Annotated in this window: 11 protein-coding genes and 1 pseudogene; 11 read left to right on the top strand and 1 reads right to left on the bottom strand. The window is 65.8% G+C overall.

All coding sequences use genetic code 11. The features are described from left to right. Window positions 1–389: pseudogene (locus F0Q45_RS06815) on the bottom strand (hypothetical protein); the annotation flags it as partial. Between the two features lie 258 nt (window positions 390–647). Here F0Q45_RS06815 and glf point away from each other — a divergent pair. The 11 genes from glf to F0Q45_RS06760 all read left to right on the top strand — a co-directional run bounded on the left by glf (window position 648) and on the right by F0Q45_RS06760 (window position 20030). Next, on the top strand, window positions 648–1844 hold the full coding sequence (glf, locus tag F0Q45_RS06810) for a UDP-galactopyranose mutase (RefSeq protein ID WP_149653220.1): 1197 nt from the start codon (window positions 648–650) through the stop codon (window positions 1842–1844). Next, complete coding sequence (locus tag F0Q45_RS06805) at window positions 1841–3751, top strand: glycosyltransferase (protein ID WP_149653219.1); 1911 nt, start codon at window positions 1841–1843, stop codon at window positions 3749–3751. The genes glf and F0Q45_RS06805 overlap by 4 nt, the downstream gene beginning before the upstream one ends. Beyond that, a complete protein-coding gene (locus tag F0Q45_RS06800) occupies window positions 3744–4301 on the top strand; it encodes a phosphatase PAP2 family protein (protein ID WP_149653218.1) in 558 nt (185 codons plus the stop codon). Before F0Q45_RS06805 ends, F0Q45_RS06800 begins: the two co-directional genes overlap by 8 nt. After that, window positions 4298–5206, top strand: coding sequence for a decaprenyl-phosphate phosphoribosyltransferase (locus tag F0Q45_RS06795; protein WP_149653217.1), 909 nt, complete (start codon window positions 4298–4300; stop codon window positions 5204–5206). The genes F0Q45_RS06800 and F0Q45_RS06795 overlap by 4 nt, the downstream gene beginning before the upstream one ends. Window positions 5207–5237: 31 nt before the next feature. Beyond that, complete coding sequence (aftB, locus tag F0Q45_RS06790; RefSeq protein ID WP_306439425.1) at window positions 5238–7172, top strand: terminal beta-(1->2)-arabinofuranosyltransferase; 1935 nt, start codon at window positions 5238–5240, stop codon at window positions 7170–7172. 370 nt (window positions 7173–7542) lie between these two features. Beyond that, window positions 7543–8592 (top strand): diacylglycerol acyltransferase/mycolyltransferase Ag85A, encoded by a 1050-nt coding sequence (gene ag85A / locus F0Q45_RS06785; protein WP_149653216.1) that lies wholly within the window; start codon window positions 7543–7545, stop codon window positions 8590–8592. 144 nt (window positions 8593–8736) lie between these two features. After that, on the top strand, window positions 8737–9642 hold the full coding sequence (locus F0Q45_RS06780; protein WP_149653215.1) for an esterase family protein: 906 nt from the start codon (window positions 8737–8739) through the stop codon (window positions 9640–9642). 199 nt (window positions 9643–9841) lie between these two features. Beyond that, entirely contained in the window at window positions 9842–10855 is a 1014-nt protein-coding gene (culp6, locus tag F0Q45_RS06775; RefSeq protein ID WP_149653214.1) for a carboxylesterase Culp6, read from the top strand. 319 nt (window positions 10856–11174) lie between these two features. Next, window positions 11175–13064: a long-chain-fatty-acid--AMP ligase FadD32 gene (gene fadD32, locus F0Q45_RS06770; protein WP_149653213.1), complete on the top strand. Its 1890-nt coding sequence runs from the start codon at window positions 11175–11177 to the stop codon at window positions 13062–13064. Window positions 13065–13071: 7 nt separating this feature from the next. Continuing rightward, window positions 13072–18480: a polyketide synthase Pks13 gene (gene pks13, locus F0Q45_RS06765; RefSeq protein WP_262490896.1), complete on the top strand. Its 5409-nt coding sequence runs from the start codon at window positions 13072–13074 to the stop codon at window positions 18478–18480. Next, window positions 18477–20030 (top strand): acyl-CoA carboxylase subunit beta, encoded by a 1554-nt coding sequence (locus tag F0Q45_RS06760; protein ID WP_149653212.1) that lies wholly within the window; start codon window positions 18477–18479, stop codon window positions 20028–20030. Before pks13 ends, F0Q45_RS06760 begins: the two co-directional genes overlap by 4 nt. Window positions 20031–20032 lie beyond the last annotated feature (2 nt).

The following is a 20032-nucleotide window of genomic DNA, read 5'->3' as shown; positions in this document are numbered from 1 at the left end:
GGGCTGGTCAAACCCGGACTGGTAAGACCGGGACTAGTCAGGCCCGGGCTGGTGAGGCCGGGGCTGGTGAGGCCGGGGCTGGTCAGGCCGGGGCTGGTCAGGCCGGGGCTGGTCAGGCCGGGGCTGGTGAGGCCGGTGCCGCTACTGCCGGTCAGACTTGGCACCGGCGGTAGGTTGATGCCGAACGACGACAAGCCCTGCGACAGCGCAGACATCAGCTCGCTGGGCAAATCCGCCACGCTGGCTGCGCGCACGAACTCGTGCTGCTCGGTCGGCTTGGTGTCTGCGGTCGATTCGTAAACAAGGAAGTATGCACATGGACTCGCAACTGCCAGGGCGGCGACCGCGCTCATGGCTGTCGAGAGCTTGCGTCGGCGTCGATTTGGCACTGAAGTCTCCTCAATCTGGACTATTCGTTGCGTGGGTCGTCACGCCCGCCATACCTGGCATCAAAACCCACATGACCGATGGTACGAGTGAGATTGATGTGACTAGAGTGGCGATATCGAATCGTGAGGTGAGTGGTTCACAGGTGTGACGTAGCACCAACGGGATGCCCTCCCGACGTTGCGCACCTGGGAAAACCCGGACTCCGGCGAGCCGCAAAATCGGGTTTTGGCAGCAAGGTCGGATACCCTAGGCAACCGATGACCGCACGTTTTGACCTCTTCGTCGTCGGCTCCGGATTTTTCGGCCTGACGATCGCCGAACGCGTGGCCACCCAACTCGGCAAGCGTGTCCTGGTTGTCGAGCGGCGCCCGCACATCGGCGGCAACGCCTATTCAGAAGCCGAACCCCAAACCGGGATCGAAGTCCACAAGTACGGCGCACACCTTTTCCACACCTCTAATAAGAAGGTGTGGGACTACGTGCGACAGTTCACCGACTTCACCGACTACCGGCATCGGGTGTTCGCGATGCACAACGGGCAGGCTTACCAGTTCCCGATGGGCCTGGGCCTGGTGTCGCAGTTCTTCGGCAAGTACTTCACTCCCCAGCAAGCGCGGCAGCTGATCGCCGAGCAGGCCTCGGAAATACAAGCGATCGACGCCGCCAATTTTGAGGAGAAGGCCATCTCGCTGATCGGCCGGCCGCTCTACGAGGCCTTCGTCAAGGGCTACACCGCCAAACAGTGGCAGACCGATCCCGTTGAGCTGCCGGCTGCCGTCATTAGTCGGTTGCCGGTGCGCTACACCTTCGACAACCGGTACTTCAGCGACACCTATGAGGGTTTGCCAGTCGACGGTTACACCGCGTGGTTGTCCAACATGGCCGCCGATGACCGCGTCGAGGTCAGGCTGAACACCGACTGGTTCGGCGTGCGCGACGAATTGCGCGCTGCCAGTCCCGATGCCCCGGTGGTTTATACCGGCCCACTGGACCGCTATTTCGACTACGCCGAAGGCCGGCTGGGCTGGCGCACCCTGGACTTTGAGGTGGAAGTGCTGCCGATTGGTGATTTTCAGGGCACCGCAGTGATGAACTACAACGACCTTGACGTCCCCTACACCCGCATCCACGAGTTCCGTCACTTCCACCCCGAGCGCGATTACCCGACGGACCAGACAGTGATCATGCGCGAGTACTCCCGGTTCGCCGCAGACGACGACGAGCCCTACTATCCGATCAACACCGAGGCCGACCGTGCTTTGGTGGCCGCCTACCGGGCCCGGGCGAAGTCCGAGACAGCGTCGTCAAAGGTTCTGTTCGGCGGACGCTTGGGCACCTATCAATATCTGGATATGCATATGGCCATTGCCAGCGCTTTGAGCATGTATGAGAACGTCCTTGTGCCCCATCTGCGTGACGGCGTGCCGCTTGTGGCTACGGGAGCCGCAACATGAGCGCGGTAAGCCTGCTATCGCGGATCATCCTGCCGCGGCCGGGTGAGCCACTCGATGTGCGCAAGCTGTACCTGCAGGAGTCCACCACCAACTCTCGGCGGGCGCACGCAACGAGCCGCACGTCGCTGCAGATTGGCGCCGAATCCGAGGTGTCGTTCGCCACCTATTTCAATGCGTTCCCGGCCAGCTACTGGCGCCGCTGGTCGATCTGCACCTCGGTGGTGCTGCGGGTCGAGCTGGTGGGCGCTGGGCGCGTCGATGTCTACCGCACCAAGGCCACGGGGGCTCGCATCTTTGTGGAGGGACGCGAATTTGCCGGCGCCGAGGACCAGCCGCAAGTCGTGGAGGTTGAGGTGAGCCTGCAGCCGTTCGAGGACGGCGGCTGGATCTGGTTCGACATCACCACCGACACCAAAGTCACGCTGCTCAACGGCGGCTGGTATGCGGCCATCCCCGCGCCTGGAACCGCGAACATCGCCGTCGGCATCCCGACGTTCAACCGCCCCGCGGACTGCGCCAACGCGTTGCGGGAACTCACCACCGACCCGCTAGTGGACAAGGTGATCGGCGCGGTGATCGTGCCCGACCAAGGCACCCGCAAAGTTCGCGATCATCCGGACTTTCCCGCTGCGGCCGCCCGACTGGGCAACCGCCTCTCCCTCCACGACCAGCCCAACCTGGGCGGCTCCGGCGGTTATAGCCGGGTGATGTACGAGGCGCTGAAAAACACCGACTGCCAACAAATCCTGTTCATGGACGACGACATTCGCATCGAGCCGGATTCGATCCTGCGGGTGCTGGCCATGCACCGGTTCGCCAAGAGCCCGATGCTGGTCGGCGGCCAGATGCTCAACCTGCAGGAGCCGTCGCACCTGCACATCATGGGCGAAGTCGTCAACCGCTCGAACTTCATGTGGACAGCCGCCCCGCACGCCGAGTACGACCACGACTTCGCCGAGTACCCGCTCGACGACAAAGAGGACAAGAGCAAGCTGCTGCACCGGCGCATCGACGTCGACTACAACGGCTGGTGGACCTGCATGATCCCGCGGCAGGTGGCCGAAGAGTTGGGACAGCCGCTGCCGCTGTTTATCAAGTGGGATGACGCCGACTACGGCTTGCGGGCAGCCGAGCACGGCTACCCCACCGTCACCCTTCCCGGCGCGGCGATTTGGCATATGGCCTGGAGCGACAAGGACGACGCCATCGACTGGCAGGCGTATTTCCATTTGCGTAACCGGCTGGTGGTGGCGGCCATGCACTGGGACGGCGACATCACCGGGCTGGTCCGTAGCCACCTCAAGGCAACCCTCAAACACCTTGCCTGCCTGGAATACTCGACGGTGGCGATCCAGAACAAGGCCATCGACGACTTCCTGGCCGGTCCCGAGCACATCTTCTCCATCCTGGAGTCGGCGTTGCCAGAGGTGCACCGCATCCGCAAGCAGTATCCGGATGCCGTGGTCTTGCCCGCGGCCAGCGAAGTTCCGCCGCCACTGCACCGCAACAAGGTGATGAAGCCGCCGGTGAATCCGGTGACGATCGGCTACCGGCTGACCCGTGGCGTTGTGCACAACCTCAAGGTCGCCGACCCGGCCCACCATCAGCGTCCCGAGTTCAACGTGCCGACTCAGGATGCGCGCTGGTTCCGGTTGTGCACGGTCGACGGCGTCACGGTCACCACGGCCGACGGCTGCGGAGTGGTCTACCGCCAGCGCGATCGGGCCAAGATGTTCGCACTGCTGTGGCAGTCGCTGCGCCGGCAACGTCAGCTGATCCGCCGCTTCGAGCAGATGCGCAGGGTTTACCGCGGCGCATTGCCCGTGCTGTCCAGCAAGCAGAAGTGGGAAACGGTGCTGTCCCCGGCAGCAGACCTGGCGGCGACCCAAGAGCCACGACATGGCTGAAGCCCTTCCATTAGGGGCGCCGGCGCACGGCGAAGTCGCTGCAGTAGTGGGCGTTCAGTCGGCGCTGGCTAGTCGCCCGGCGGCGCTGACCATAGCTCAGGGGCTTTCCCACATTGGTGAGCACAGCATCGGCTGGCTGGCCATATCGGCGCTCGGGGCGATCGTGTCGCCGCGTCGACGCCGCGATTGGATGGTTGCCGGTGCAGGCGCCTTCGCCGCGCACGCCGCCGCCGTGCTGGTTAAGCGGGTGGTGCGGCGCAGACGGCCCCATCATCCGGCCGTCGTCGTGAACGTCGGTACCCCCAGTCAGCTGAGTTTTCCGTCGGCGCATGCCACCTCCACCACCGCCGCAGCCATCCTGATGAGCAGGGCTCTCGGGCTGCCCGAAGGCATAGGCGCGGCGGTGCTGGTGCCACCGATGGCCCTGTCCCGAATATTGCTTGGGGTGCACTATCCCAGCGACGTTGCCGCCGGCATCGTTCTCGGCGCCACCGTCGCGACCGTTGTGGCGCGACTTGACGTCCGGCTGCAGAGGGGTATGTCGGTATGAGTGAAGATGTGGTGACCGGACCACCGGCCAACCTGGTTGCCGGTGTGATCAAGGCGATGCGCCCGCGGCAGTGGGTGAAAAACGTTCTGGTGCTGGCTGCTCCGCTGGCCGCAGCGGGCCGCGGTGTCCGATACGACTACCTCGAGGTGCTGACCAAGGTCTCGGTGGCATTCGTGGTGTTCAGCCTGGCGGCCTCGGCGATCTACCTGATCAACGACGTGCGCGATGTGGAGGCGGACCGCGAGCATCCCACCAAGAGATTCCGCCCGATCGCCGCCGGCGTGGTGCCCGAATGGCTGGCCTACGTGGTGGCGGTGGCGTTGGGGGTAGCCGCTCTCGCCATTGCCTGGTGGCTAACACCTAGCCTGGCCGTGGTGATTGCGGTCTACCTCGCCATGCAGCTCGGGTATTGCTACGGGCTCAAGCACCAGGCCGTGATCGACATCTGCATCGTGTCGTCGGCGTATTTGATCCGCGCCATCGCCGGCGGAGCGGCCACCGACATTCCGCTGTCGCAGTGGTTTTTGTTGACCGCGGCATTCGGTTCGCTGTTCATGGTGGCCGGCAAACGCTACGCCGAGCTGCAGCTGGCCGAACGCACCGGCGCGGCGATCCGTAAATCGCTGGAAAGCTATACCAGCACCTATCTGCGGTTCGTCTGGACGCTGTCGGCCACTGCCGTGGTGGTGTCCTACGGGCTGTGGGCGTTCGAACGCGACCGGTACTCGGGGTCGTGGTTCGCGGTGTCGATGGTGCCGTTCACCATCGCAATCTTGCGGTACGCCGTCGACGTCGATGGCGGGCTAGCCGGGGAGCCCGAAGACATCGCGCTGCGGGACCGGGTGTTGCAGCTGCTGGCGCTGGCTTGGATAGGAACAGTTGGGGCTGCTGTTGCCTTCGGCTAGCTCCACACTCAAAGCCCTACAGGCCAGTGCGTTGACCCGCCGGCCAGCCGTCAAGCGGGTCCGGTGGCCGGCGTTCCCGTATGACACCACGGTCCGGATCAGCCTGTGGGTCAGCGCGGCGATGGTTGCCGCGCTGTTCGGGTGGGGAGCATGGCAGCGCCGCTGGATCGCCGACGACGGGCTGATCGTGCTGCGCACGGTGCGTAACCTGCTGGCCGGTAACGGTCCGGTCTTCAACGCCGGCGAGCGGGTGGAGGCGAACACCTCGACCGTGTGGACCTACCTGCTGTACGCGGCGAGCTGGGTGGGCGGACCGATGCGTCTGGAATACGTGGCGCTGGCGGTATCCCTGGCCCTATCGCTACTGGGCGTGGTGCTGCTGATGTTGGGCACGGGCCGGTTGTATGCGCCGAGCCTGCGGGGTCGGCGAGCGATCATGTTGCCGGCTGGAGCGCTGGTCTACATCGCAGTACCACCGGCACGGGACTTTGCTACGTCCGGCCTGGAGAGCGGTCTGGTGTTGACCTACCTCGGGTTGCTGTGGTGGATGATGGTTTGCTGGTCGCAGCCGCTTCGGGTCCGTGCGCAGAGCGCGGCTTTCATCGGCGCATTGGCCTTCGTGGCGGGATTGAGCGTGTTGGTCCGCCCCGAGCTAGCACTGATGGGCGGCCTGGCGTTGATTATGATGCTGATCGCGGCGCGGAGCTGGCGGCGCCGCATGCTGATCGTGATTGCTGGCGGGTTCTTGCCAGTCGCCTATCAAATCTTCCGCATGGGCTACTACGGGTTGCTAGTGCCCGGAACTGCTCTTGCGAAGGACGCAGCCGGCGACAAATGGTCGCAGGGCATGATTTATCTCTCCAACTTCAACCAGCCGTACGCGCTGTGGCTACCGGTAGTACTGCTGGTCCCGCTAGGGCTGGTGCTGATGCTGGCGCGCCGTAGGCCGTCGTTTCTGCGGCCGGTGCTGGCGCCCGACTACGGGCGGGTGGCCCGGGCGGTGCAAAGTCCGGCGGCGGTGGTGGTGTTCATGGTGGGCAGCGGTGTGCTGCAAGCGTTGTACTGGATTCGGCAGGGCGGCGACTTCATGCACGGCCGAGTGTTGCTGGCGCCGCTGTTCTGTTTGCTGGCTCCGGTCGCGGTGATCCCCTTGGTAGTGCCCGACGGGAAGGACTTCTCCAAGGAGACCGGGTACTGGCTAGCCGGGGTGGTGAGCGTGCTCTGGTTGGGGATCGCGGGGTGGTCGCTGTGGGCCGCGAACTCGCCAGGAATGGGCGACGACGCCACCCACGTCACCTATACCGGCATTGTCGACGAGCGCCGCTTCTATGCCCAGGCCACCGGACACGCGCATCCGCTGACTGCCGCCGACTATCTCGATTACCCGCGGATGGCCGCCGTCTTGACGGCGCTCGACAACACCCCGGACGGCGCCTTGCTGCTACCGTCTGGCAACTACACTCAGTGGGATCTCGTGCCGATGATCCCGGCGGGTACGGCGCCGGGCATCCCGGCCACCCAAAAGCCGCAACACGCAGTATTTTTCACCAACTTGGGCATGTTGGGGATGAACGTCGGGCTGGACGTCAAAGTGATCGACCAGATCGGGTTGGCAAACCCGCTGGCCCAACATACGCAGCGGTTGCAGCACGGCCGGATCGGCCACGACAAGAACCTGTTCCCGGACTGGGTGATCGCCGACGGTCCATGGGTGAAGTGGTATCCGGGCGTCCCCGGTTACCTCGATCAGGCCTGGGTCGCCCAGGCGGAGGCGGCTCTGCGATGCCCGGCGACTCAGGCGATGCTCAACTCGGTACGGGCACCGATGACCCTGCACCGCTTTGTGTCCAACGTGGTGCACTCATTCGAGTACACCCGGTATCGGATCGACCGCGTTCCGCTCTTCGAGCTCATCAGGTGCGGGCTCGAGATACCGGACGTCCCGCCCGTCCCGCCTCGCGAGTGATTTGGGGGCTACACCGCCCATGCGAGCGCCCTGGCAGCAAGACTTTTCGCTAGACCTACATCCATCGATCGTCACGCCGGGTCTGGCCGCGGCGGCGGACTGACAGCAACATCACATTCCATTCGTTACCAGCGCGCACTGAAGTGCGGGCACATGGGAAAAGGCGAGTTCGACGCGCCTTTCACGGCCGGATGATCACACCGGATAACCGTCCGGTAACGCTTTTAGCACGGCGCTCGATGAGAGAACCGACCCGAAGATGTGGTTGACTACACGGGCACTGCGACGCCGCGTGCACGCAGTCCGACGTAGTTGAGGATGCGCCCAATCCACCGGATGCGCCCAAAAAGATGAGGATGAGGAAGCAAGGATGAAGCTTGTTGACAGGTTTCGTGGCGCCGTGACGGGTATGCCGCGCCGACTCATGGTGGGAGCCGTTGGCGCGGCCCTGCTTTCGGGTTTGGTCGGTGTCGTTGACGTCACTGGCGGCTCGGCGACCGCGAACGCGTTTTCGCGGCCGGGCCTGCCAGTGGAGTACCTGCAGGTGCCCTCCGCGGCGATGGGCCGCGAAATCAAGGTCCAGTTCCAGAGTGGTGGCGCCAACTCGCCCGCGCTGTACCTGCTCGACGGTATGCGCGCCCAGGACGACTTCAGCGGCTGGGACATCAACACCCCGGCATTCGAGTGGTACTACCAGTCGGGCATCTCGGTGGTCATGCCGGTCGGCGGCCAGTCCAGCTTCTACTCCGACTGGTACAACCCGGCTTGCGGTAAGGCCGGTTGCACCACCTACAAGTGGGAAACCTTCCTGACCAGCGAGTTGCCGCAGTACCTGTCGGCCAACCGGCAGGTCAAGCCGACCGGCAGCGCCGCGGTGGGTCTGTCGATGGCCGGGTCCTCTGCGCTGATCTTGGCGGCCTACCACCCCGACCAGTTCGTCTACGCCGGCTCGCTGTCGGCGCTGCTGGACCCGTCGCAGGCGATGGGGCCGTCACTGATCGGCCTGGCCATGGGCGACGCGGGCGGCTACAAGGCTTCCGACATGTGGGGCCCGAAGGACGACCCCGCCTGGGCCCGTAACGACCCGTCGTTGCAGGTCGGCAAGCTGGTGGCCAACAACACCCGGATCTGGATCTACTGCGGCAACGGCAAGCCGTCCGACCTAGGTGGCGATAATCTACCCGCCAAGTTCCTCGAAGGCTTTGTGCGTACCAGCAACCTGAAGTTCCAAGACGCCTACAACGCTGCCGGCGGCCACAACGCGGTGTTCAACTTCGACGCCAACGGCACTCACAGCTGGGAGTACTGGGGCCAGCAGCTCAACGCAATGAAGCCTGACCTGCAGCGCACCCTGGGCGCCACACCTGGCAACGGAGGCGGCACCAGCAGCGCCGCCAATAGCACCACTCAGGGCACCTAAACGGCAACCAACGGCGGCGATCCCTCGGGATCGCCGCCGTTGGTCCGTTATCTCCCCTTTATCGCGCCGTACCGGGTGTGGTTAGCTACCTTGCGGGCCGGGCCTGCCTCGAACCCATTGCAGTGCTGGACGATGGAGGTGGACATGAGGGGTCTGTCGGTGTGGTTGCGGCTGCTCGGCATTGCCGTGCTGTCACTCGCGTTGGGCAGTGTCGTAGGCGTGGCGGGCTCCGCGGGTACGGCCACAGCCGCCCCATACGAAACCCTGATGGTGCCGTCGGGCGCGATGGGCCGAGACATCCCGGTGGCGTTCTTGGCCGGCGGGCCGCACGCGGTCTACCTGCTCGATGCCTTCAACGCCGGCCCCGATGTCAGCAACTGGGTTACCGCGGGCAACGCCATGAACACCTTGGCCGGCAAGGGAATCTCGGTCGTGGCGCCGGCCGGTGGCGCCTACAGCATGTACACCAACTGGGAGCAGGACGGCAGCAAGCAGTGGGACACGTTCCTGTCGGCCGAGCTGCCCGATTGGCTGGCCGCCAATAAGGGCTTGGCGCCCGGTGGCCACGCCGCGGTGGGCGCCTCTCAAGGTGGGTACGGCGCGATGGCCCTGGCCGCCTTCCACCCCGACCGATTCGGCTTCGCTGGATCGCTCTCCGGGTTCCTGTATCCGTCCAGCACCACGACAAACGGTGCGATCCTGGCCGGGCTGCAACAGTTCGGCGGCGTGGACGGCAACGGAATGTGGGGCGCCCCACAGTTGGGCCGGTGGAAATGGCACGACCCGTGGGTGCATGCCTCGCTGTTGGCATCGAACAACACCCGGGTGTGGGTCTGGAGTCCGACTAACATCGGGGCCAGTGATCCCGCCGCCATGATCGGCCAAGCCGGCGCAGCGATGGGTGACAGCCGCTCGTTCTACCAGCAATATCGCAACGTCGGTGGGCACAACGGCCACTTCGACTTCCCCGGCGGCGGGGATAACGGCTGGGGCTCTTGGTCGGCTCAGCTGGGCGCCATGTCCGGCGATATCGTCGGCGCCATTCGCTAACCGAGCGCCACCCACCACAGGCCTAGGAGACCAGGACGGGACTTCATCACGAGCCGGTACCGTGTATGGAGTGCAGCAGCGGTCGGTATTCCCGCACCACGCGGTGCGGGCGCGTTCGGGTGGCTCGGGTGGGGAGCGTGCGCGTCGGCACCGCCCCCGCACCTTGGCTCAGGCGTACCGACTCTGCTAGTAGGAGAACATGGCCACCAACTCCCGGCGTAGACGACGCCACCGAATCCTCGCCTGGGTGGCGGCGGGCGCGATGGCGTGCGTCGTCGCGCTGGTCATCGTGGGTGGGGTGATGTTGCTGCGGCGCCCTTCCACTCCGCCCAGCGCAATACCGCCCGGCATTCTCACTCCGGGTCCGACCGCGACCCACCCACGCAAGCCACGGCCCGCTTCGCAGGACGCCTCCTGCCCCGATGTGCAGTTGATCTCGGTCCCGGGCACCTGGGAGTCGTCACCGCAGGACAACCCTATTGCCCCGACGGCTAACCCGAAGGCGTTGCTGCTCAGTGTGACCGGGCCCATCGCCCAGCAGTTCCCTGGATCCCGGGTGCAGACGTTCACGGTTCCCTATACCGCGCAGTTCCATAATCCGCTCAGTGCTGACGGCCAGATTTCCTATAACGAAAGCCGGGCAGAGGGCACCCGCGCGATGGTGCAGGCGATGACGGACATGAACAACCGGTGCCCGCTGACCAGCTTCGTGCTGATCGGCTTCTCGCAGGGCGCGGTGATTGCCGGCGACGTTGCCAGCGATATCGGCAACGGCCGCGGACCCGTCGACGACGACCTGGTGCTGGGCGTGACGCTGATCGCCGATGGACGCCGCCAGCCTGGCGTGGGTAACGACATCCCGCCCAGTCCGCAAGGGGAGGGGGCCGAGGTCACCCTGCACGAGGTGCCGGCGCTCTCCGGGCTCGGCATGACGATGACGGGGGCGCGGCCCGGTGGCTTCGGTGCGCTTGACGACCGGACCAATGAGATCTGCGCCGAGGGCGACCTGATCTGCGCCGCCCCGCAAGAGGCGTTCAGTCCCGCTAACCTGCCGACCACGCTTAACACCCTGGCCGGCGGCGCCGGCCAGCCGGTCCATGCGATGTATGCCACTCCGGATTTTTGGAACTCCGACGGGGAACCGGCGACGGAATGGACGCTGAACTGGGCGCGCAGGCTCCTGGACAAGGCGCCGCATCCTAAGCACGGGTAACCGATCGGGCCGGACCAGGCGGTGTGGGAGGCAGCATCCGCTGGCGGACAGGACCGACCAATACGACATGGCCGAATAGTGCACCGCTATTCGGTGCTATCAGCGTTACTTTGTGATTTGGTGTGTCGGGACACGCCCATTAACATTAAGAAAAATTTAAGAGCATGTGGATGGGCCCATCGGGTTTCGTGGCTGGCACCATCGGTGCGCCCGCGCGGGGGGCCACTACGGGCACATACCTAAATCGTCGGCGGAGCCGACCAAGATGTAACCCAGTCGGCGTAGCCGACCGAGCAGTGTTGTGACAGGAGAGAGCGGCATGGCGTACCACAACCCGTTCATCGTGAACGGAAAGATCCGGTTCCCGGAGAACACTAATCTGGTGCGCCACGTCGAAAAGTGGGCGCGAGTCCGCGGCGACAAGCTGGCCTACCGGTTCCTGGACTTCTCCACCGAACGGGATGGCATCGAACGTGACATTCTGTGGTCGGAGTTCAGCGCCCGCAACCGCGCTGTCGGTGCTCGGCTGCAGCAGGTAACTCAACCCGGCGACCGGATCGCGATCCTGTGCCCGCAAAACCTGGATTACCTTATCTCGTTCTTTGGCGCACTGTATTCCGGCCGGATCGCGGTGCCGTTGTTCGACCCGGCCGAGCCCGGCCACGTCGGCCGATTGCACGCGGTGCTCGACGACTGCACCCCGTCGACCATCCTGACCACCAGCGACTCCGCCGAGGGCGTGCGCAAGTTCATCCGCAGCCGTTCGGCCAAGGAACGGCCCCGCGTCATCGCCGTCGACGCGGTTCCCACCGAGGTCGCCTCCACCTGGCAGGAGCCGGACGCCAACGAGTCCACCACGGCGTATTTGCAATACACTTCCGGATCCACCCGTACCCCGACCGGCGTGCAGATCACCCATCTGAACTTGCCCACCAACGTGCTGCAGGTCCTCAATGCGTTGGAAGGACAAGAAGGAGATCGGGGGGTCAGCTGGCTCCCGTTCTTCCATGACATGGGCCTGATCACGGTCCTGCTCACGTCGGTGCTCGGGCATCCCTTCACCTTCATGACGCCGGCCGCGTTCGTGCGCCGGCCCGGCCGCTGGATCCGCGAACTCGCGCGCAAGCCCGACGACATCGGCGGCACCTTCTCTGCGGCACCCAACTTCGCCTTCGAACATGCCGCGGTACGCGGTGTACCACGCGACGACGAGCCGCCCCTGGACCTGAGCAACGTCAAGGGGATCCTCAACGGCAGCGAGCCGGTGTCCCCGGCATCGGTGCGCAAGTTCTACGACGCGTTCAAGCCCTACGGGCTGAAGGAGACCGCCGTCAAGCCGTCCTACGGGCTGGCTGAGGCGACGCTGTTCGTCTCCACCACGCCGATGGACGAGCCTCCGACTGTGATCCACGTGGACCGCGACGAGCTGAACAACCAGCGCTTTGTCGAGGTAGCCGCCGATACCCCGAACGCCGTCGCACAGGTCTCGGCCGGCAAGGTCGGTGTCGACGAATGGGCGATCATCGTCGACACCGAGACGGCGAGCGAGCTGCCGGACGGGCAGGTCGGCGAGATCTGGCTGCACGGCAACAATCTGGGTGTGGGCTACTGGGGCAAGGAAGACGAGTCTGCTCAGATCTTCCGAAATATCCTCAAGTCGCGGGTCAGCGAGTCACACGCGGAAGGAGCAACCGACGACGCGCTGTGGGTGCGCACCGGCGACTACGGGACCTATTTCAAGGGGCACCTCTATATAACGGGCCGGATCAAGGACTTGGTGATCATCGACGGCCGCAACCACTACCCGCAGGACCTCGAATACACCGCGCAGGAGTCCACCAAGGCGTTGCGGGTGGGCTACGTGGCGGCCTTCTCGGTGCCTGCCAACCAGTTGCCGCAGAAGGTGTTCGACGACCCGCACGCCGGCCTGAAGTTCGACCCCGACGACACCTCGGAGCAGCTGGTGATTGTCGGGGAACGCGCCGCCGGCACGCACAAGCTTGAATACCAACCGATCGCTGATGACATCCGGGCCGCCATCGCCGTCGGGCATGGGGTGACCGTGCGTGACGTGCTGTTGGTGCAGGCCGGCACCATTCCGCGAACCTCCAGCGGCAAGATCGGCCGACGCGCCTGCCGTGCCGCCTACCTCGACGGCAGCCTGCGCAGTGGCGTCGCGTCCCCGACGGTCTTCGCCACCGGATCCTGAGGCACCCATGGCTGACGTAGATCAACAGCGGGAGAGCGCGCCCGCCACCGAGACCGAGATGCGCGCCGGTGACGATGCAGTGGGGGCACCACCCGCTTGCGGGGGCCGAAGCGATGCGGTGGGGGCAGGCCCCCACACGTGGGAGGTACCCCCACCCGCTTGTGGGGGAGAGCGGCGCATAACAACGGTCCCCGAGATGCGTCAATGGCTGCGCAACTGGGTGGGCAAGGCCGTCGGGAAGGCGCCGGACTCGATCGATGAGTCCGTGCCGATGGTGGAACTGGGCTTGTCGTCGCGGGACGCCGTGGCCATGGCCGCCGACATCGAGGACCTGACCGGTGTCACGTTGTCGGTCGCCGTGGCATTCCAGCATCCGACCATCGAATCGCTGGCCACCCGCATCGTCGAGGGTGAGCCCGAAACCACCGACGACAGCGTCGACATCACAGATTGGTCGCGCAACGGCCCCGCCGAACGGGTCGACATCGCCATCGTGGGTTTGTCGACTCGGTTGCCGGGCGATATGAACACCCCCGACAAGACCTGGCAGGCGCTGCTGGAAGGCCGCGATGCCATCACCGATTTGCCCGAGGGCCGCTGGACGGAGTTCCTGGAGGAGCCGCGGCTGGCCGCGCGGGTTGCGGCCGCCCGCACCCGCGGCGGCTACCTCAAGGACATCAAGGGCTTCGACTCCGAGTTCTTCGCGGTGGCCAAGACCGAAGCAGACAATATCGACCCGCAGCAGCGGATGGCGCTGGAGTTGACCTGGGAGGCGCTTGAGCATGCGCGGATCCCGGCGTCCAGTCTGCGCGGCGAGGCCGTCGGTGTGTACGTTGGCGTCTCCAACAACGACTACAGCTTCCTGGCGGTGTCGGATCCGACGGTCGCCCATCCCTACGCGATCACCGGCACCGCCACCTCGATCATCGCCAACCGGGTGTCCTACTTCTACGACTTCCGCGGGCCTTCGGTGGCCGTCGACACGGCGTGCTCGAGTTCGTTGGTGGCCATCCACCAGGCGGTGCAGGCCCTGCGCAACGGTGAAGCCGACGTCGCGGTCGCCGGCGGGGTAAACGCGCTGATCACGCCCGTGGTGACGCTGGGTTTCGACGAGATCGGACAAGTGCTGGCCCCGGACGGCCGGATCAAGTCGTTTTCGTCGGACGCCGACGGCTACACCCGCTCGGAGGGCGGCGGGATGCTGGTGCTCAAGCGGGTCGACGATGCCCGCCGCGACGGCGACCAGATCCTGGCGGTCATTGCCGGCAGCGCGGTCAACCATGACGGCCGGTCCAACGGCCTGATCGCGCCCAACCAGGACGCCCAAGCCGACGTGCTGCGCCGGGCCTACAAGGACGCCGGCATCGATCCCCGGACCGTTGACTACATCGAAGCCCACGGCACCGGCACCATCCTCGGTGACCCGATCGAGGCCGAGGCGCTGGGCCGCGTCGTCGGCAGGGGCCGGCCCGCCGATCGGCCGGCACTGCTGGGCGCGGTGAAGACCAACGTCGGACACCTGGAGTCGGCGGCCGGTGCGGCCAGCATGGCCAAGGTGGTGCTGGCGTTGCAGCATGACAAGCTGCCGCCGTCAATCAACTTCGCCGGCCCCAGCCCCTACATCGACTTCGACGCGATGCGCCTGAAGGTAATTGACACCGCCACCGACTGGCCGCGGTACGGCGGTTACGCCCTGGCCGGGGTGTCCAGCTTCGGCTTTGGCGGCGCCAACGCGCACGTGGTCGTGCGTGAGGTGTTGCCCCGCGACGTGGTGGAGAAAGAGGCGCGTGAACCGGAGTCCGAGCCGGCGGCGCCCGCCGAGGCGGCCCCGTCCGAGGCGCCCGCGCTGGAAGGCCACGCGCTGCGGTTCGACGACTTCGGCAACATCATCACCGACACACCGGCGGCCGAGGATGAAGAGCTCGAGCTGCCGGGTGTCACCGAAGAAGCGTTGCGGCTCAACGAAGCTGCGCTGGAAGAGCTTGCAGCACAAGAGGTTAGCCCGCCTTTGATCCCGCTGGCGGTGTCGGCGTTCCTCACCTCACGCAAAAAGGCTGCCGCCGCGGAGCTGGCGGACTGGATGGAAAGCCCCGAAGGCCAGGCGTCGTCGCTGGAGTCCATCGGGCGAGCATTGTCGCGGCGCAACCATGGCCGTTCCCGTTCGGTGGTGCTGGCTCACGATCACGACGAGGCGATCAAGGGGCTGCGGGCGATCGCCGGGGGCAAGCAGGCGCCGAACGTGTTCAGCGTCGACGGCCCGGTGACCAACGGCCCGGTGTGGGTGCTCGCCGGTTTCGGCGCTCAGCACCGCAAGATGGGCAAGAGCTTGTACCTGCGCAACCCGGTATTCGCCGAGTGGATCGAGAAGGTCGACGCGCTGGTCCAGGACGAATTGGGCTACTCGGTGCTGGAGCTGATCCTGGACGACTCGCAGGACTACGGCATCGAAACCACCCAGGTCACCATTTTCGCGATCCAGATCGCCCTCGGTGAGCTGCTCAAGCATCACGGCGCCAAACCGGCCGCGGTGGTGGGCCAGTCGCTGGGTGAGGCGGCCTCGGCGTACTTCGCCGGAGGCTTGTCGCTGCGCGACGCCACCCGGACCATCTGCTCGCGCTCGCATCTGATGGGCGAGGGTGAGGCGATGCTGTTCGGCGAGTACATCCGATTGATGGCGCTGGTGGAGTACTCCGCCGACGAGATCAAGACGGTGTTTTCCGACTTCCCGGATCTGGAGGTGTGCGTATACGCCGCCCCCACCCAGACCGTCATCGGCGGCCCGCCGGAGCAGGTCGATGCGATCATCGCCCGCGCGGAATCTTCAGGCAAGTTCGCCCGCAAGTTCCAAACGAAGGGGGCCAGCCACACTCAGCAGATGGATCCGTTGCTGGGCGAGCTGTCCGCGGAGCTGCAGGGCATCAAGGCGATGAGCCCCAGCTGCGGGGTCTACTCGACGGTGCATGAGGGCAGCTACATCAAGCCGGGCAGCGAGCCCATCCACGACGTCGAGTACTGGAAGAAGGGACTGCGGCACAGTGTCTACTTCACCCACGGCATCCGCAACGCCGTCGACAGCGGGCACACCACCTTCTTGGAGCTGGCACCCAATCCGGTAGCGCTGATGCAGGTGGGTTTGACCACGGCCGCCGCCGGCCTACATGACGCGCAGCTGATCCCGACGCTGGCCCGTAAGCAGGACGAGGTCGAGTCGATGATCTCGACCATGGCCCAGCTTTACGTCTACGGCCACGACCTGGACATTCGCACTTTGTTCACGCGTGCGAAGGGGCCCGAGGACTACGCCGCGATTCCGCCGACCCGCTTCAAGCGCAAAGAGCACTGGCTCGACGCGCACTTTTCCGGCGACGCGTCGGTAGTGATGCCGGGCAATCATGTCGCATTGCCAGACGGCCGGCACGTCTGGGAGTACGCGCCCCGGGACGCTGCGACGGACCTGGCGGCCTTGGTGAAAGCCGCTGCGGCCCAGGTACTTTCGGATTGCCAGTTGACCGCCGCGGAGCAGCGGGCGGTGCCGGGCGAGGGTGCGCGGCTGGTGACGACACTGACCCGGCATCCCGGCGGCGCCGCGGTTCAGGTGCATGCCCGCATCGACGAGTCCTTCACGCTGGTGTACGACGCCTTGGTGGCTCGGGGTGGTTCGCAATCCGTATTGCCGACCGCGGTGGGCGTCGGCACGGCGATTGCGGCCCCGACGGCGGTGGCTGCCGAAGCACCGGTCGAGGAGCCTGCGGCGGAAACATTGACCGACAGCCTGACCACCCGCTACTTGGGGTCAGACGTAGGAAGGTGGTCACCGGACTCTGGTGAGACCATCGGCGAGCGGCTGGGCACGATTGTGGGGGCAGCCATGGGCTACGAGCCTGAGGACCTGCCCTGGGAGGTGCCGCTGATCGAGCTGGGCCTGGACTCGCTGATGGCGGTGCGGATCAAGAACCGTGTCGAGTACGACTTTGATCTGCCGCCGATTCAGTTGACCGCGGTGCGTGACGCCAACCTCTACAACGTCGAGAAGCTCATCGAATACGCGGTCGAGCACCGGGACGAGGTTGAACAGCTCAGCGACTACCAGAAGACCCAGACGGCCGAGGAGATCGCCAAGGCTCAGGCAGAGTTGCTGCACGCAAAGACCCCCGCAACTGCGGCGGAGCCGGCACCCGAGACGCCGGCACCCCCGCCGGTGTCGGACGTTGCGATTCCGCCGCCGCCGACCGACCCGTCCGGCCCAGCCGGTAATGGGCAGCCGAACCTGGCCGCAGCGGCGGAAGCGCTCAACTCCGAAGCGGTGGCCAAGGCCCTCAACTCCGACGTGCCGCCGCGGGACGCCGCCGAGCGGGTTACCTTCGCCACCTGGGCGATTGTCACCGGCAAATCGGCGGGCGGCATCTTCAACCCGCTGCCCAAGCTGGACGATGCGACCGCAGCCAAGATGGCGCAGCGGCTGTCCGAGCGGGCCGAGGGTCCGATCACCGCCGCGGACGTGCTGACCTCGTCGAACATCGAGGCGCTGGCTGACAAGGTGCGCAGCTACCTCGAAGCGGGCGTGGTTGACGGCTTTGTGCGCACGCTGCGGGCGCGCCCGGAGGGCAGCTCGCGGACGCCGGTGTTCGTGTTCCATCCGGCCGGCGGCTCGACGGTGGTGTACGAGCCGCTGCTCAAGCGGCTGCCGGCGGGCACGCCGATGTACGGCTTCGAACGAGTCGAGGGGTCGATCGAAGAGCGTGCGGCGGCCTACGTCCCGAAGCTGATCGAGATGCAGGGCGACGGGCCCTACATTCTGGCCGGCTGGTCGCTGGGCGGGGTGTTGGCCTATGCGTGCGCGATCGGGCTGAGGCAACAGGGCAAGGACGTCCGGTGGGTTGGGCTGATCGACGCGGTGCGCGCGGGTGAGGAGATCCCGCAGACCAAGGAGGAGATCCGCAAGCGCTGGGATCGCTACGCCCGCTTCGCGGAGAAGACTTTCAATGTCACCATCCCGGCGATCCCGTACGAGCAGCTCGAGGAGCTCGACGACGAGGGCCAGATCCGGTTCGTGCTCGAGGCCGTCGGCCAGAGTGGCGTGCAGATCCCGGCCGGGATCATCGAGCACCAGCGCACGTCGTACCTGGACAACCGGGCGATCGACACCGCGCAGATCCAGTCCTACGACGGGCATGTCACCCTCTACATGGCCGATCGCTACCATGACGACGCGATCATGTTCGAGCCGCGATATGCCGTTCGCCAGCCGGACGGCGGCTGGGGTGAGTACGTCTCCGACCTGGAGGTCGTGCCGATCGGTGGCGAGCACATCCAGGCCATCGACGAGCCGATCATCGCCAAGGTGGGTGAGCACATGAGCCGCGCCTTGAACAAGATCGAGCACGACGTCGAGGCTGAACAGAGGGCCCCTAAGTGAGCACTAAGACCACCGCCGAGCTGCTGGCCGAACTACGCGAAAAACTGGAGCTGGCCAAGGAGCCGGGCGGCGAGAAAGCCGCCGCCAAGCGCGACAAGAAGGGCATCCCCAGCGCCCGGGCCCGGGTGCACGCGCTGGTCGACCCGGGGACATTCTTCGAGATCGGGGCGCTGTGCAAGACCCCTGGGGACCCCAACGCGCTGTACGGCGACGGCGTGGTCACCGGGCATGCGCTGATCGACGGTCGCCCGGTCGGAGTGTTCTCGCACGACCAGACCGTCTTCCAGGGCACCGTCGGTGAGATGTTCGGCCGCAAGGTCGCGAGGCTGATGGAGTGGTGCGCGATGGTCGGCTGCCCGATCGTCGGCATCCAGGACTCCGGCGGCGCCCGCATTCAGGACGCGGTCACCTCCCTGGCGTGGTATGCCGAGCTGGGCCAACGACACGACTTGCTGTCCGGAGTGGTGCCGCAGATCTCCCTCATCTTCGGCAAATGCGCAGGCGGAGCGGTCTATTCGCCGATCCAGGACGACCTGCTGGTCTCGGTGCGGGACCAGGGCTACTTCTTTGTCACCGGACCCGACGTGATCCGTGAGGTCACCGGCGAGGAGGTGACCCTCGACGAGCTTGGCGGCTCCGACGCACAGGCCCGCTACGGCAACATCCACCAGGTGGTGAACTCCGAAGCCGAGGCGTTCGCATACGTGCGCGAATTCCTGTCGTTCCTGCCGTCCAACTGCTTCGGCAAGCCGCCGGTCATCAATTCCGGTCTGGAGCCGGAGCTCACCCCGACCGACCTGGAACTCGACTCGATCGTGCCGGACTCCGACAATGCGGCCTACGACATGCACGAGATCCTGCTGCGCATCTTCGACGACGGCGACTTCCTCGACGTCGCCGCGCAGCACGGGCCGGCCATCATCACCGGGTACGCCCGCATCGACGGCCGCCCGGTGGGCGTGATCGCCAACCAGCCCATGCACCTGTCCGGGGCGATCGACAACGAAGCTTCGGACAAGGCGGCGCGGTTCATCAGGTTCTGCGATTCGTTCCAGATCCCGCTGGTGTTCGTGGTGGACACCCCGGGGTTTCTGCCGGGCGCCGAGGAGGAGAAGCGGGGCATCATCAAGCGGGGTGGCCGGTTCCTGTATTCCGTGGTCGAGGCCGACGTGCCCAAGGTGACGATCACCATCCGCAAGTCCTACGGCGGCGCCTACGCGGTGATGGGCTCGCGGCAGCTGACCGCCGACTTCAACTTCGCCTGGCCCACCGCGCGCATCGCGGTGATCGGCGCCGAAGGGGCCGCGCAGTTGCTGATGAAACGCTTCCCAGACCCCACCACGCCGGAGGCGCAGCAAATCAAGAAGGACTTCATCGAGGGCTACAACCTCAATATGGCGATCCCGTGGACCGCCGCCGAGCGCGGGTTCATCGACGCGGTGATCGACCCGCACCAGACGCGGCTGCTGTTGCGCAGGTCGATGCACCTGCTGCGGGACAAGCAGAACTGGACCCGGCTGGCCCGCAAGCACGGCCTGATCCCGGTCTAACG

This window comes from Mycobacterium simiae, assembly GCF_008370645.1.
GTDB lineage: Bacteria > Actinomycetota > Actinomycetes > Mycobacteriales > Mycobacteriaceae > Mycobacterium > Mycobacterium simiae_A.
Note: the sequence above shows the minus strand (reverse complement) of the source record. Positions and strands in the feature narration are given on the sequence as shown.

Excerpts from the sequence above, each read along its gene's own strand:
- glf (WP_149653220.1), top strand. The coding sequence starts at position 648 with ATGACCGCACGTTTTGACCTCTTCGTCGTCGGCTCCGGATTTTTCGGC.
- F0Q45_RS06805 (WP_149653219.1), top strand. The coding sequence starts at position 1,841 with ATGAGCGCGGTAAGCCTGCTATCGCGGATCATCCTGCCGCGGCCGGGT.
- F0Q45_RS06800 (WP_149653218.1), top strand. The coding sequence starts at position 3,744 with ATGGCTGAAGCCCTTCCATTAGGGGCGCCGGCGCACGGCGAAGTCGCT.
- F0Q45_RS06795 (WP_149653217.1), top strand. The coding sequence starts at position 4,298 with ATGAGTGAAGATGTGGTGACCGGACCACCGGCCAACCTGGTTGCCGGT.
- ag85A (WP_149653216.1), top strand. The coding sequence starts at position 7,543 with ATGAAGCTTGTTGACAGGTTTCGTGGCGCCGTGACGGGTATGCCGCGC.
- F0Q45_RS06780 (WP_149653215.1), top strand. The coding sequence starts at position 8,737 with ATGAGGGGTCTGTCGGTGTGGTTGCGGCTGCTCGGCATTGCCGTGCTG.
- culp6 (WP_149653214.1), top strand. The coding sequence starts at position 9,842 with ATGGCCACCAACTCCCGGCGTAGACGACGCCACCGAATCCTCGCCTGG.
- fadD32 (WP_149653213.1), top strand. The coding sequence starts at position 11,175 with ATGGCGTACCACAACCCGTTCATCGTGAACGGAAAGATCCGGTTCCCG.
- pks13 (WP_262490896.1), top strand. The coding sequence starts at position 13,072 with ATGGCTGACGTAGATCAACAGCGGGAGAGCGCGCCCGCCACCGAGACC.